14 protein-coding genes and 3 tRNA genes are annotated in these 13,299 nt (G+C 52.3%); 6 read left to right on the forward strand and 11 right to left on the reverse strand.

Annotated features, from left to right (window positions below):
• The 7 genes from EL361_RS07165 to EL361_RS07190 form a co-directional block, all read right to left on the reverse strand.
• Positions 1-381, reverse strand: coding sequence for a response regulator (locus tag EL361_RS07165; protein WP_338031069.1), 381 nt, complete (start codon positions 379-381; stop codon positions 1-3).
• Between the two features lie 110 nt (positions 382-491).
• Positions 492-1,064: a YIP1 family protein gene (locus EL361_RS07170; protein ID WP_126378029.1), complete on the reverse strand. Its 573-nt coding sequence runs from the start codon at positions 1,062-1,064 to the stop codon at positions 492-494.
• 14 nt (positions 1,065-1,078) lie between these two features.
• On the reverse strand, positions 1,079-1,237 hold the full coding sequence (locus tag EL361_RS17055; RefSeq protein WP_172961666.1) for a hypothetical protein: 159 nt from the start codon (positions 1,235-1,237) through the stop codon (positions 1,079-1,081).
• Positions 1,238-1,308: 71 nt separating this feature from the next.
• On the reverse strand, positions 1,309-3,165 hold the full coding sequence (locus EL361_RS07175) for an SLC13 family permease (RefSeq protein WP_126378031.1): 1,857 nt from the start codon (positions 3,163-3,165) through the stop codon (positions 1,309-1,311).
• A 34-nt stretch (positions 3,166-3,199) separates the two neighbouring features.
• Positions 3,200-4,099: a response regulator gene (locus EL361_RS07180; protein ID WP_126378033.1), complete on the reverse strand. Its 900-nt coding sequence runs from the start codon at positions 4,097-4,099 to the stop codon at positions 3,200-3,202.
• A gap of 42 nt (positions 4,100-4,141) precedes the next feature.
• Positions 4,142-4,567, reverse strand: coding sequence for a response regulator (locus EL361_RS07185; protein ID WP_232034900.1), 426 nt, complete (start codon positions 4,565-4,567; stop codon positions 4,142-4,144).
• A gap of 243 nt (positions 4,568-4,810) precedes the next feature.
• Complete coding sequence (locus EL361_RS07190) at positions 4,811-6,475, reverse strand: sensor histidine kinase (RefSeq protein ID WP_126378035.1); 1,665 nt, start codon at positions 6,473-6,475, stop codon at positions 4,811-4,813.
• Positions 6,476-6,750: 275 nt separating this feature from the next.
• Between EL361_RS07190 and EL361_RS07195 the strand changes: the two genes are divergently transcribed.
• Entirely contained in the window at positions 6,751-9,156 is a 2,406-nt protein-coding gene (locus EL361_RS07195) for a sigma 54-interacting transcriptional regulator (RefSeq protein ID WP_172961667.1), read from the forward strand.
• A 211-nt stretch (positions 9,157-9,367) separates the two neighbouring features.
• On the opposite strand, the gene EL361_RS07200 is transcribed toward EL361_RS07195, so the two are convergent.
• Positions 9,368-9,444, reverse strand: a tRNA-Asp gene (locus EL361_RS07200).
• A gap of 45 nt (positions 9,445-9,489) precedes the next feature.
• Between EL361_RS07200 and EL361_RS17310 the strand changes: the two genes are divergently transcribed.
• Positions 9,490-9,612, forward strand: coding sequence for a hypothetical protein (locus EL361_RS17310; RefSeq protein ID WP_269471681.1), 123 nt, complete (start codon positions 9,490-9,492; stop codon positions 9,610-9,612).
• A 25-nt stretch (positions 9,613-9,637) separates the two neighbouring features.
• Here the strand turns inward: EL361_RS17310 and EL361_RS07205 are convergent.
• A tRNA-Asp gene (locus EL361_RS07205) sits at positions 9,638-9,714 on the reverse strand.
• 19 nt (positions 9,715-9,733) lie between these two features.
• Positions 9,734-9,809 (reverse strand) — tRNA-Val (locus tag EL361_RS07210).
• A gap of 247 nt (positions 9,810-10,056) precedes the next feature.
• Here EL361_RS07210 and EL361_RS07215 point away from each other — a divergent pair.
• The 4 genes from EL361_RS07215 to EL361_RS07230 all read left to right on the forward strand — a co-directional run bounded on the left by EL361_RS07215 (position 10,057) and on the right by EL361_RS07230 (position 12,810).
• On the forward strand, positions 10,057-10,533 hold the full coding sequence (locus EL361_RS07215) for a MarR family winged helix-turn-helix transcriptional regulator (protein ID WP_126378039.1): 477 nt from the start codon (positions 10,057-10,059) through the stop codon (positions 10,531-10,533).
• A 151-nt stretch (positions 10,534-10,684) separates the two neighbouring features.
• Entirely contained in the window at positions 10,685-11,929 is a 1,245-nt protein-coding gene (locus EL361_RS07220; RefSeq protein ID WP_126378041.1) for an OmpP1/FadL family transporter, read from the forward strand.
• Positions 11,930-11,973: 44 nt separating this feature from the next.
• Positions 11,974-12,426 (forward strand): DsrE/DsrF/DrsH-like family protein, encoded by a 453-nt coding sequence (locus tag EL361_RS07225; RefSeq protein WP_126378043.1) that lies wholly within the window; start codon positions 11,974-11,976, stop codon positions 12,424-12,426.
• A 36-nt stretch (positions 12,427-12,462) separates the two neighbouring features.
• Positions 12,463-12,810: a hypothetical protein gene (locus EL361_RS07230; RefSeq protein WP_126378045.1), complete on the forward strand. Its 348-nt coding sequence runs from the start codon at positions 12,463-12,465 to the stop codon at positions 12,808-12,810.
• 105 nt (positions 12,811-12,915) lie between these two features.
• Here the strand turns inward: EL361_RS07230 and tmcA are convergent, their stop codons facing one another.
• Positions 12,916-13,299: an acidic tetraheme cytochrome c3 TmcA gene (gene tmcA, locus EL361_RS07235; RefSeq protein ID WP_126378047.1), complete on the reverse strand. Its 384-nt coding sequence runs from the start codon at positions 13,297-13,299 to the stop codon at positions 12,916-12,918.

Genomic DNA, 13,299 nt, shown 5'->3' on the forward strand with positions numbered 1-13,299 from the left:
CTACACCGTGGCCCGTGCGGCCCTGGCGGCTTCGATAACCTTGAAATACAACTCTTCGAACTGCACGGGCTTGAGCATGTATTCAAACGCGCCCAAAGCCATCCCCTGAACCGCAGCTTCTGTACTGGCATGACCAGTCAGAAGGATGACCTTGGCCCTGGGTGCGATTTTCCTGATGCGCTCAAGGACAGTCATGCCGTCCATTCCGGGCATTTTCACATCCAGCACCACAACATCGAATTCGGTCTCTTCAAACAGGTCCAAGGCCTCCTGGCCCGATTGTGCCGTTGAAATCTTCACGTTGCGCCTCTTGAAGCGCCTGGACGTGTATGTCAGGAAATCCTGTTCATCATCCACAAGGAGCAATTGCATCGTCTCCATGAGAAACCTCCTTCAAGCACCCCTTTGTGCGGCCTCGCCGGGGGGCGAGAGTATATCCGGCGAGGCCGCTGCCTTACGGCTACCAAGGGGGAACAATGTGTCGCTTGGGCCTATGACGTCAGCAGGGCCTTGAGTTCCATCAGCACAGGATCAAGAGTCCAGAAAAACACCAGCAGCAGGACAGCGGTCATGCCCACCACACAGAGTGACTTGATCCACCCCATGCCGCATGCCCTGACCAATCCGACAGTGACCAGGGCGGCGCGAAACAACTCCAGAATCATGCTCAAGGCAGGAATCCAGGAAATGACCATGATCGCGCCAGAGGCATAGGCATAAACAGAAAATATCTTGTCGAAACGGACGTTGCTGCCGGGTACTATCCCTGCAAGAGTAAAGCTGAATATGGCGGCAAGCACGGGCATAACCAGGGCATTGAGCAGATAGACCCCGCCCATGGTCAGCGAATTTTCATAAAAGTATGTCATGCTGACAGTGGAATAGAACATGGCCGAGACAAACAGAAACAGCATTGCTTTGCGCATCCCCGTTTCTTCGGCAATCTCTCTGTAGAATCCTGCCGGTGAGCGCATGATATTGACCAAAGCGTCAAAGTAATCCTTCACGCCCAGTGTATTCCTGGCTGTTGTCACTTCTTCCACAGTCGTTGCTGGCGCTGTCATTGCTTGTGCCCTCCCTAGTTCATCCGGGCCATGATCATTTCGACAATGCCCCAGATCATCATTCCCACGGTCAGGACAAAAAAGATGGTCCGCTCGGTGCGTCTGCTGAAAGATGTCACACCTTTTTCATGACAGAAGCTCTTTCCCGTTTGCTCTTCCAGTTCTCGAAACATGCTCTCGCTCCTTTTGATCCCCTGAGGGAGCGGCGGCCCGGTTGCGAGCCGCCGCTGATAATCAGTTCGGGTTAGAATCCAGGCAATGCGCCAAAGCCTCTCCAACTCCAGTACACAGCCGTCACCAGAATGATGACGATGTTCGCGATAAACCACATCGGGACACCAACCCGCAGATAGTCCTTGGGCTCCAGATAGCCGGAGGCGTAGACGATTGCGTTAGGCGGTGTGCCAATGATGAGGCAGTACGCGAACGATGAAGCTACGGCAGTGGACATGGCCATGAATGGCAGGAAGGTCGTGCCCGGATGGACAATGCCCGCCATGTTCAGGCAGATGGGACCAACAGCTGCTGCTGCGGGGCCGTCTGCCATGAGGTTGGTGAGCACAGCCGTGAGACCATTGGAGGTCAGCATGAGTGGCAGACCATGGTCCATCCCGAACGGTGCCAGGAAGGAGACCACCGAGTCGGCCAGATAGTATGCTGCACCCGTGGAATCCAGGGTACGACCGAAGATGATGGCACCTGCGTACAGCCACACAACACCCCAGTCGACCTTCTCGTGATAGTCGCGCCAGTTGACCACACCGGCCAACAGGTAGGCCACCGCACCGGCAACCGCGATGACACCGATACCCAGACGCACGGGGTAGATGCCCATGTTGTAGAAGATCTTCTCCGTAAACCAGCCCCAGACCATCACAACAAAGATGATGACTGCCCAGATCTGGTTCCTGTTCCATTTGCCCATCTTGCCGATTTCGGCTTCAAGATGCTGCATTGCCGGGGCAAGGGACTTGATCCGAGGCTTGAACAGCGTATTCACTGCGATCCAGGTAATGGGGATCATGATGATAATGAACGGGAAGCAGTAGGTAACCCACTGGAAGTAACCGATATCGAAACCGAACATATCGGTCAGATAGGTCATCATGATGACGTTACGTGCGCCACCGGAGGGAGCACCCGGACCGCCGATGTTACAGGCCATGGCAATGGCGATCATGAGCATCTTCGCCAGTTCCTTGTCCTCTGGAATCTCATCGGTCAGGCTGTTCTGATAGAGCAGCATACCGATGGGCAGGAACATGGCTGCCAGGGCATGGTCCGAAATGAACGCAGCCAGAGGCGTGATGATCAGGAAGAAGATGAGCGTGATCCAACGGACATTGGGGACAGCTAACTTCTTGAACATCATCATGCACATGCGCTTGTCCACACCGGTCTTGACGAATGCCGCGGCAAACATGAGCGAACCCATGATGAACCAGCAGGCGTCCGACCAGTAGTACATAGCCACCTGCTTGCGCGTGACCACTCCGGTGAAGACCAGGATCAGGCCGATGCAGAATGCAACGCCGGGCAAGGGGATGCACTCGGTCATAAAGCAGAAGACGACGAAGACAACCATGGCGATGGCGACCTTGATATGCCAGGCACCCTTGTCGGCGGACTTCTTGTCGCTGCCCTTGAGTTCGTCATACTTCAGCTTCTTGATCCGCAGGTCGAAGCTGGCCTTCATGATAGAATTGAATTGCTCAGGTGACATCGTCGACTTCACGAATTCCTTCGCTCGATCAACGTTGGTGCTGCTTGCCTGGATCTTGTACTTCTTGCACCACTTCGCATTGCGCTTCAGGAAACGATCTTGAGTCAACGCGCCCATGCGCATGTTGCGCTCCATCATTTGGGCGGTGACCATCTGCCACTGCTCCACGTCGGAGCTATTCTGTTGAAAAAGTTCGTTACAAATAAAGTCGACGACTATTTTGGGGCCGACCGAATACTGCGTGCCAACGCGCTTCATTCCATCTGGCGTGGGCATGACAAGGATTGCCGCAAACAATATTACCGGTATGATGAAAAGCTTCCAGTTGACATACTTGTCATAACCAGTTGCTTTCTTTTCACTTTTAGCTTGAGCCATGGAGCACCTCTTTTCGTGTCGATTCAGGCTGTGCCTAGCTATTTGAAATGATCGACGCTATTTCGTAGAACACTTCCTGTTCCCTGATGACGCCAATAATTTTCCCGCCTTCCATGACGGCCACACGTCTGCGATGCCCAGTGGACATAGCGTGAGCGGCTTCCATGAGGTTGGTGGTCGAATCAACTTGCAATGGCTTTTCAGACATGACTTCTGCTACTTCGAGATTCATGATTTCATGAACCCGAGAGGTAAACATGCCTTGCCAAAACATCGGTGAATATTGGAGGGAATCGGCCATGGAAGGTTTGGGGGCGAAGATGTAAGCAGGCAGAGTCGCCTGAATCAAATCATTGGGAGACAAAATACCAACCAACTCACCGCTTTCAGTAAAAATCAGCAGCGAACGGTGTCGCGTATCCATCAGCCGATCTGTAACCACCATTTCACTATGCACCTTTTGCAATGCTGCAATGGCATCCGCCACAGTGCTGGTTTCAGTAATGGAGGTGTAGCTCTCGATGGGGATCATGATATCCTTCACCGTTTTTTCCCGACGAATGGCCTTTTGCCCGAAATGAAGGGCATCCTGGATTTTGGCGGTCAGCAGATCAATATCGCAAGGCTTTGCGAGATAATCATACGCGCCTTCCTTCAAGGCCTGCTCCGCACTGGGAACATCTCCATGTCCGGTAAGCATAATTACAGGAAGATCAGGATGTTGCTTCTTGATTTCACGCAAGGTCTCGTGCCCATCCATACCGCCCATTTTCACATCCAGCACCACCACATCCGGTGATTCTGAAAGCTTCTCAAGCGCTCGTTCACCACTTTCAGCAACAATCGTTTCGAACCCTTTCCGTCCGAGAATTTTCGCTGTTATGGTACGGAAACGCTCTTCGTCATCGACCATGAGAATCCGTATTTTAGACATTCCATGCCTCCTCAATTGATGTAACAACCCGAGTTATCATTCTCAGGAACCTTCTGACTTCTTTATTGACTCAAAGAGAACACTGTGACGCCTGACTTTCTCAAATGCTTCTTCTGCCTTTTTGAGCATATCTTTCATATTCAAAGGCTTTATAAGAAAGTCCATAGCTCCAAGTTTAAGGCCATCAACAGCATCCTCCATTGTAGCGTGACCAGTTAATATAACAACTTCAGTCAATGGATTGATCTTTTTTATTTCTTTCAAGGTCTGCATGCCGTCCAAACCAGGCATCTTGATGTCGAGAAAAATGACATCTACTTCATTCTTACAGACAATAGAGAGAGCTTTTTCACCGCTCTGAGCCGTAAACACACGAATATTCATTTTCTCAAAAAGCTTTTGAGTCGTGTCCAAAAGCCTCTCTTCGTCGTCTACGAGAAGGATTGTCATTGTTTCCCTTGTCATCATTCTCCAACCTGCTTTCCGATTTGCTGTTATCATGAGCAGTGCTTATTCGCGCAAAGCTTCAATTCCCAACCAGAACAAAGCAACCACCGTGCCAACTTAAATATCAATCATTTCATATACTTAAAGATTGCGAGAACGACAAATCGCGCACGAAACAACCAAACCAGAAGCCCCAAAAAAAATGCAAAAAAAACGACCCGCTGAAGCGGGCCGCATGTAAAGGCAATCGCACTCTCTATGAGGTCATCGCCCAACTGGAAGTGAAACTTTGAAGATAGTCCCTTCACCCTGCTTGCTTATGACATTGATCGAGCCATTCATGGCACTCAAAATCGCATGACAGACAGACAATCCCAATCCGGTGCCCTTACCTGGAGGCTTGGTAGTAAAAAACGGATTGAATATTCGCTCCATGTTTTCCGGAGGAATTCCCGCACCGTTATCCTCTACAAATATGGAGACATGCCCGCGATCATCCGCAAGAGTCGCAACCTTCAACATTCCACCCTCTGTGCCATGCCTCTCAACAATAGCCTGAAGTGCATTATTCATGAGATTAAGCATCACTTGCTGCAGCTGACCGGCATCACCGACGACGGAAGGAGTGTTCCCGGGAACAGTGCAGCTGAAATCAATTCCGGAGACCTGAGCCTTACGCTTGATCATTGCACACAACTCCGCGAGAAATTCATCCAGCTTGATCACAGTGTTTTCAGGCTCGGAGTTACGCCCGAACTTCAGAATGGAACGTGTGATAGTCGCGCAACGATCGATCTGTTTGTCTATCTGGCGCAACCCGTCCAGCACTTCGATTTTAGCTTCATGATTGATGGGGGCTTCAGGCTTGTCTGCCTCCGCAGTCATGCTCATCAACATGATCTCACTCTTCATGATTTGTAGAGGATTGTTGATTTCATGGGCAAAACCAGCGGACATTTCACCCAGCTCGGCTAGGCGAGCTGCCCGCATCAAATGGTTTTCCATCTCAAAACGCGCCTGCTCCTTGGAACGAATCAGGCCCACGACACGACCACTGACAATAAACGCCAACCCTACAATGAGGGCCCCTCCGGCCGCACAAACGCATGCAATGAGCAATGAAGCCCAGTCCAGCTCCTGAAAAGCCTCTTCGGTCTTTTGACGAACGACAAGAAGCCACATGCCATAATTAAGAGTTGCGGTGGCATAAATATATTCATCAGTGCGACTTGCCCGATTGCCCCTGATCTCCAGAATTGATCCGAGGCTGGTATCCTTCATCAGTATATCCCCGCCGGATCTAAGCTTCGTTTGGAGCACGCCATCCCTATTCACAATGTAGGCCTCGCCAGTCTCGCCAATGCTGACCCCCTGAACGAGATTCCCAAAAAGCCCCTGATCGACTGTCGCCCGGAGTACCCATTTCACATCACCCTTGATCGCAGCCACAGCGACTGTAAAATGCGGCCGGTGGCGATAGCCAAGATAGATGTCACTGACATGACTGCCCGACTCCAGGGTATTCTTGAACCATGAAGCCTGCGAATAATCCTTGCCCTTCAAATCAAACGGCCCCGCATATGCTTCCTGAATTCCTTGCTCATTAATCAAACCCAAATCCATGAAAGCTCGGGATGCTCTCTGAAGTGACCCAAGCAGGTCCTTCAATTTCTCGGGAGCATTTAGATCTGCCACCTCAACCGTTGTCAGAATCACGCTCAAATCCACCCTGCGTTCTTCCAAGAAGGACGAAATCAAAGTGGCATGGTCAGCGGCAATGCGCTTGGTAGTATTCAGAGCAGCATTTTCCATGGACTCCCTGTACGACGAATACCCAATAGTCAACGATGCCAGAAATGGAACCAGTGGAACCAGAATCATGACCGCAAGAAGCGTTTTGCGAACGTCCTTGTACATGTCGAGGTTCATCAGCCTCTCCTAGATGTTTTTTGTACGAGCAATATCAACACGCAGAGTCGCGCATAATAAAATACGCCAACCGTCTATAGCAATGGGTGTGCCAGATCAAAATACGACATTGATAGCTCATATGCCCCCTATAACGCTTGACATTCTTTGCGCTGCGCAATACTTGCGAAATAGGTTCGAGATATCTTACGGAGGATTCGACGATGAAAACCAGAGTCGGAATATTGAAAAACAAGTGGTTGCGCCTCACCTCACTAGGATTGCGCGGACGCCTCATGGCAGCGCTCATTCCTTCAGTTGTTGCCATCCTCCTGATTGCGGGACTGGCCAACTACGGAGTGGCGGAGCAATTCATCAATGTCGCCCTCGAACGGTTTGTCCGACTTCAAAACCTTGCTGTCGCCCATGAGGTCGAAACCTTCCTCGAGAAATGCAGGCAGGACATTCTTTTTGCTGCACACGGGCAACTCTCCGATAAAAGCATGCAAGACTTCCTCCAGAACACTGCCGCGGCAGGAGGAACCAAATATCTGGAATTTGCCTATATCGCGCCGAACAGCGACGACCACATCTTCCTCTATCGACGTGACGACCAGGTCATACGGGCTTCCGGCCGGGATTTCACTCGAATCACCCCCAACCCACTCCTGCTTTTCGGAGAAATACCCAAGCTCAAATCCGGCGAGGTTTGGATTTCACCTGTCATGGAAACAGAACATCCCCTGCCAAGACCAGGAGCCGAAAACACCATGCGTCGCGATCAAATCATTCGATTTGTAACTCCCTACCGCATGAGCAGTCAGAAAGATGCCGGGCTCATTATTCTTTCCATACGAGCATCGGACATTCGAGATATCCTGACACTGTTCAACTCCGAGAACTCCCCGTTATGGGCATTCCCCCGTAGCAAAGAGCTTCGCTATGACTACATGATCGACCCTGACGGCTGGATGCTCTTTCAATCTGGCGAACCAAACCAGACCAATCAGGAACTCACGACATATCTTGCTCGATCGGCTTACCAGGGAACTCTGGGCAGGCCTGGCCTGCGCAATGCCTTCCGCCCCAACAGTGAACATACTCGCTACTGGGACATGGTCCAGAGCATTCGTGGTGGCACCGACAGCCTGTCCAAGGTCCCGGAGCAACACATCACCTCCGCGGTGCACGACTATTACTTTGCCTTCTCACCCGTGCGATTCAATGGAGGCGGTGAATCAGGTCCGATCATTTATGGCGGAATTGTGCGGGTTGATCGAAGCATCCTGCTTGTCCTTGCGGGATACCAGTATCTCGATGTCATGCTGGTGGTCACCGTCTCGGCGATTCTTGTCATTGCCCTGCTGATCTATTGGCTCGGGCGCAAATTAACGGCACCTATTCGAATGCTCTCCGAGCAACTGAATTCACTCAAGGACCTTGAGAACATCAAGGAAATCGAGATTGCGTATGGCGGCCATGACATCAACGAACTCAAAAACGCCGTCAATTCCATGATCCGCCGCATCAGCAGACAAATGGAGGAAATCCGAGAAAAGGATGAAGCCATCCTGAATGTAAACCTGCGAGAACCAGCCGATCTCGCAGAAGAAGGATGCCTGCTCGAAGAAGCTCGTCTGAGCCTGTTGCCGGACATTATAGGTATCGGCCCGGAGATCATGTCACTCAAGAACAATGCTCTCAAAGCAGCCCAGGTGGATGTGGATGTCCTCGTTGTGGGTGAAACAGGCACTGGCAAACAGCTTGTGGCCGAAGCCATTCATAATCACGGCAGTCGCAAGAAAGGACCGTTTGTGTCCATCAACTGTGGAGCGCTGGATGAAAACCTGCTGCTCGACGCCCTGTTTGGTCATGTGAAGGGGGCTTATACCGAGGCCAGAACGGATCGCAATGGAGCTTTTCATGAAGCCAACGGCGGGACATTGTTTCTGGACGAAATCCAGTCAGCGTCCCCCAAGGTCCAACAATCGCTCCTCAGAGCCTTGTCCGTTCGCAGGATCAAACCACTGGGCAGCGACACCGAAATTCCCGTTGATGTCCGTATCATTGCCGCGGCAAACGTCGACCTGACAGAAATGATCAAGGAAGGGACATTCCGCGAGGACCTCTACTTCCGCCTCAAGGTCGTCTCCATTCAGACCCCTGCCCTGGCCGACCACCCGGAAAACATCCCTCTGCTGGCCTTGCATTACCTGGAGCAGGCTGAAACCCTGACAGGAAGAAACGGGTTACAATTGAGCAAGGGCGCCATGCGCCGACTTTGCGCCTACACATGGCCCGGAAACATTCGCGAATTGATCAATGCCATTACGCGCGCAGCGGTAATGGCCGAAACCGATGTCATTCAGGCCGAAGAAATCAGATTGGAAGGTGGCCTTGCCGAGCCACGCCGAGCAGCCCCTACGGCCGAAGAACCGCCGCCCACAAAACAGGAGTCAGTCCTCGACAAGGCCACAACGGACTCCCAACCCACAACGGATCTCAATCCGCGGCAGGCCAAGGCCTGGCCGGCAATTTTGAAAAACGGCGGTACGTCCCGTAGCGAATATCAGGAATTAGTGGGCGGTAATCTCTCGCCCCGAACGGCCAATTACGACCTCAATGAACTTGTGAGCAAGGATATGTTAAACAAGGTGGGAAAAGGCCCAGCCACTCGTTACGTGATCCCCGGACAGGAATAGCCCTGCAAAGAGCTGGCTTTGCCCGGAGAACGCTCAGGAGCAAGAATGACTATGGACCTATGCTTGCCCTGGAGAATCAGCCTGAGCGCACTTCTCGACACACAGGGCGCACCCCCAGAAGGTCTTTTCATTTCAGAAAAACAGAAAGGCCCGAGGAAATTAATCCTCGGGCCTTGGAATGATATCGCCCTGTCATGGGCGGTGATTAGCATGGCGGAGCCGACGAGACTCGAACTCGCGGCCTCCGGCGTGACAGGCCGGCGTTATAACCAACTTAACTACGGCTCCGCTATATATCAATTTGGCGGGAAGAACATACATACGACATGTCGCATGAGAGGTTCAGCAAGCTATGGTCGCATGACCATGGACTCCCCCTGGAAATCCGCACCTGCCTGGTGGGTCGCTCTGGACCCCAAACCCCCGCTCAAAGTTTGGGGCGTAAAATGGGCCTGATACCTCAGGCCCTTAGATGTCAAAGTGGCGGAGCCGACGAGACTCGAACTCGCGGCCTCCGGCGTGACAGGCCGGCGTTATAACCAACTTAACTACGGCTCCGCTCTTTTCCCGAAAAATGTGGTGGGCGGAACAGGGCTCGAACCTGTGACCCTCGGCTTGTAAGGCCGATGCTCTCCCAGCTGAGCTACCCGCCCAGAACCCCCGCATTCGGGAGAACAGTGTTTAGCTACCTGCCTTCAACTTGTCAACGCATTTTTACCGCTGAACCCAGTTTTCTTTATCCTCCCGAAATCCCGTTCCTTCCTCCAGCGTTCACTCAAGATTCAACAGCCTCAAAACACCGCCCTGAAAGAACTCATTATTCCGCATAGTTTCATTATACATAACGAGTCGCCCCCAAGGGGGGTTGACTTGGCTTTGAATCTATATATAGTTAACAGCATGAACGATAACACCCATAAAGAATCCGAGATCAATTCCGCCCAGCTCGATCAATTCAGAGACCTGATGATCTCGTTGATGCGTTGCTGCCAAGAACGCAATCAATACCAATGTGAGCGCTTCGAACTTCCTGATGCCGAGCTTCGCTGTCTGCTGCAATTCGAAGACGAGCACTACCTGACCCCCAAAACCATTGCACTGCGCATGAACATCGCCAAGAGCCGCGTAACGCGCATTGTGGATGGCCTGCGCCAAAAGAGCCTGGTAAAGCGCTCATCCGACCCAGAAGACTCGCGAATCTCACTGCTCAGCCTTACCCCCAAAGGCAAGCAGCAATTGGAAGAAATCGTCGACTTCATGGCGGAAACTCACCGCAGCGTACTTGAGCAATTCAGCCAAGAGCAACGGCAAACATTGATCAACTCGCTTGGATCATTGAAGCTATCCATGGAAGCAATCAAAGAGAGAATGATCTGATTGCATAAAAAACATATTATGCTGTACAATTTGATTTAAGCACAAGGTTCACACTATCAAATATTAATAGCGTCAACCTTCTCTACATAGACAAAAGGAGTTCCACTGAACCACAGTTCAACCCATTCACTTCAGACAGGAGGACAAGGGAATGCGGACGTGGCACCTGTTCATCGTTTTGGGCGCACTTCTTGGTCTGCTGGTCATTCCAGAACCAGCACACGCTACCAACGGAGACAACCTGATCAGTGTAGGTCCGGTTTCACGAGCCATGGGCGGTGTTGGCATCGCATCCCCACAGGATTCCGCCAGTGCCGTATTTGCCAATCCTGCGGCCATGTGCTTCGGTCCCTACTGCCCCAGCAGCGAAGCATCAGCCTCGATGACCTTGTTCAAGCCCACGGTTAAGGCCAAGGTCACCAACGGTACCGGTTCCTATTCTGCCACAAGTGAAGAGAAGACCTACCCCATCCCCACAGCGGCTCTGTCCTATCCACTGAGCAACAGCCTGCGCTTCGGTCTGGCCGCCTACGGAGTTTCCGGCATGGGCGTGGACTATCGTGATACAGGGCTTGATTCCATTTATGTGGGTGCCTTTCCTCAATCCACAGGCACCTATACCATTTTACAACGCATGAAGGTCGCCCCTGCACTCGCTTACCAAGTCAACAACGACCTTTCCATCGGCTTGGCCGTCCATCTGCACTACGCCTCTCTGGATCTGGGCAATGGCCCCAAGGACGGCATAACCGTTGGATTCCAGCCTGGCATCATCTACAAGCCCACCGACCAAATATCCTTGGGACTGACCTATATCTCGCCCCAAGAGATCAATCACGAAAACGTGGCGGATTTCAATAGCGATGGAATCATGGACGGCCTGAAGCTTGAATCTCCCCAGATATTCGGGGCAGGTCTGGCCTGGGAACCCAACATGACATGGCTCATTGAAACCGACGTCAAGTGGATCAACTGGAGCAATGCCACTGGCTATAAGGACTTCGGCTGGAAGGACCAGTGGGTCTTCAATATCGGAGCACAGTACCGAGGGTTTGATTCGGTTGTGCTCAGGGCAGGCTACAACTACGCGCCCAGCCCTGTTGATCTGAACGACAATTTTGACGGCACCGAGAACGTCATTGTCCAGGACAAGGGCATGCCCCGCTACTACTACGAGACCTTCCGCCTGGTCGGCTTCCCGGCCATCGTCGAGCATCATATTACTCTCGGTGCAACCTGGGATATCAGCAAGACCTTTTCCGTGGACTTGGCCTACATGCACGCATTCGAAAACAAGATTTCAGTCGATGGCACGGACTTTACAGGGGCAACGGCATCCATCGAGTCCAGCCTCTACGAAGACAGCTTGACCCTTGGATTAAGCTGGCTGTTCTAACCCCCTACGAGTCAACTGCGGGCAAACCGCAAAGGAGAATAATAATGACCACTGAAAACACTGAAAAGAAGAAGTACACATTCATCTGCTCCCGCGGGACCCTGGACGGGGTTTATCCATCCCTTGTCCTTGCGCTCAACTCCGTACGCCTCGGGCACGAAGCCACCGTGTTCTACACCTTCATGGGGATCAATATCGTCAAGAAGGGCTATCTGGAAAAGCTGAAGTTCCATCCCCCGGGATTCATGGGAGCCATTCCAGGAATGTCCAGCCTGGCGACCTCAATGATGAAGAAGCAGATCGAAGAGGCCAACATTCCGGACCCCGCCGACCTGCTTGAGATAGCCCAGATCGAAGGTGTCAGGCTCGTTGCTTGCCATATGACTCTGGAGATGATGAAGATGACCAAGGATGATCTCATTGAAGACGTCGAGGTCATGAACGCAGAGGAATATCTGAAGTTGGCCGAAGGTTGTGCCATCAACATGTTCACCTAGCCAAATTCGGCGATAGAGAACCATGGAGGAATAACAATGCATTCGGAAACCTGCAGCATGCACTGCGGCAACTTTACAGGCGTGGACGACAAGGCTTTCGCCAAGCGCAAAGGCTACCTGGATGATTTGTTCAATCTCGTTGAATACGAGGCCGACACAGGTGCTCTCAATCTATGTGGCGCCAGAGGCGTTAGTGATTCACCTGCAGATCTGACCAGCATATTCGACGAACTCGCCCGCGTTCTTGGCAAGACGGGCAAAGGGCGCCTCATGATCAATTGCGGAGGACTGTTCGAGGCCTGTTACTTCCGGGCAGGGATGTGGAAGCTCATGGCCATCGGGATGCCCGAAGACCCCTTCGACGGGCTCCACCTGACAGACTAGCCCTCACCTGAAACGACAAAGGCCCCACCCCGCGACAAGGGACATCGCGCGGGGTGGGGCTTTGCATTGACCGTCGTTTAGGTCGACGGTTACCGTCTTAGGCCATTACTTCACGTGGCACTGGCCACAGGCCATGGGGCCCTTGCCTTCGGCTTCGTGACAGCTCTTACACTGCTTGTGATAGGCCACCATGAGGCCAGGCTGGCGGCCATTGGCCTTCAGCATATGGCACTCGGAACAGGCGGTTCCGGCAGAGTCATCATCCGCCATGAACTTGCCGTCTTCGTACACGTGATGGCAGGCGTTACAGTCTTCCACTCCGGCCTTTTCGTTGTGTTCGTCATGGACGAAGACAGCTGCAGGACGGGTATGCGTAACAAAGGCATCGGCTTTCAACTGCACCATATCATCCTGAGACTGGGCTGCGCCCACAAAGAGCACGGTCAGGAGCCCAACCAGGACGAGGGTGACGATAGTTCTTGCGTTCAT

The organism is Desulfovibrio ferrophilus, assembly GCF_003966735.1.
GTDB lineage: Bacteria > Desulfobacterota > Desulfovibrionia > Desulfovibrionales > Desulfovibrionaceae > Desulfovibrio_Q > Desulfovibrio_Q ferrophilus.

Coding starts and splice junctions, on each gene's coding strand:
- EL361_RS07195 (WP_172961667.1), top strand. CDS start 6,751: ATGGCAGCGCTCATTCCTTCAGTTGTTGCCATCCTCCTGATTGCGGGA.
- EL361_RS07215 (WP_126378039.1), top strand. CDS start 10,057: ATGAACGATAACACCCATAAAGAATCCGAGATCAATTCCGCCCAGCTC.
- EL361_RS07170 (WP_126378029.1), bottom strand. CDS start 1,064: ATGACAGCGCCAGCAACGACTGTGGAAGAAGTGACAACAGCCAGGAAT.
- EL361_RS07230 (WP_126378045.1), top strand. CDS start 12,463: ATGCATTCGGAAACCTGCAGCATGCACTGCGGCAACTTTACAGGCGTG.
- EL361_RS07180 (WP_126378033.1), bottom strand. CDS start 4,099: ATGTCTAAAATACGGATTCTCATGGTCGATGACGAAGAGCGTTTCCGT.
- EL361_RS07165 (WP_338031069.1), bottom strand. CDS start 381: ATGGAGACGATGCAATTGCTCCTTGTGGATGATGAACAGGATTTCCTG.
- EL361_RS07175 (WP_126378031.1), bottom strand. CDS start 3,165: ATGGCTCAAGCTAAAAGTGAAAAGAAAGCAACTGGTTATGACAAGTAT.
- EL361_RS17310 (WP_269471681.1), top strand. CDS start 9,490: ATGAGAGGTTCAGCAAGCTATGGTCGCATGACCATGGACTCCCCCTGG.
- tmcA (WP_126378047.1), bottom strand. CDS start 13,299: ATGAACGCAAGAACTATCGTCACCCTCGTCCTGGTTGGGCTCCTGACC.
- EL361_RS17055 (WP_172961666.1), bottom strand. CDS start 1,237: ATGTTTCGAGAACTGGAAGAGCAAACGGGAAAGAGCTTCTGTCATGAA.
- EL361_RS07190 (WP_126378035.1), bottom strand. CDS start 6,475: ATGAACCTCGACATGTACAAGGACGTTCGCAAAACGCTTCTTGCGGTC.
- EL361_RS07185 (WP_232034900.1), bottom strand. CDS start 4,567: ATGATGACAAGGGAAACAATGACAATCCTTCTCGTAGACGACGAAGAG.
- EL361_RS07225 (WP_126378043.1), top strand. CDS start 11,974: ATGACCACTGAAAACACTGAAAAGAAGAAGTACACATTCATCTGCTCC.
- EL361_RS07220 (WP_126378041.1), top strand. CDS start 10,685: ATGCGGACGTGGCACCTGTTCATCGTTTTGGGCGCACTTCTTGGTCTG.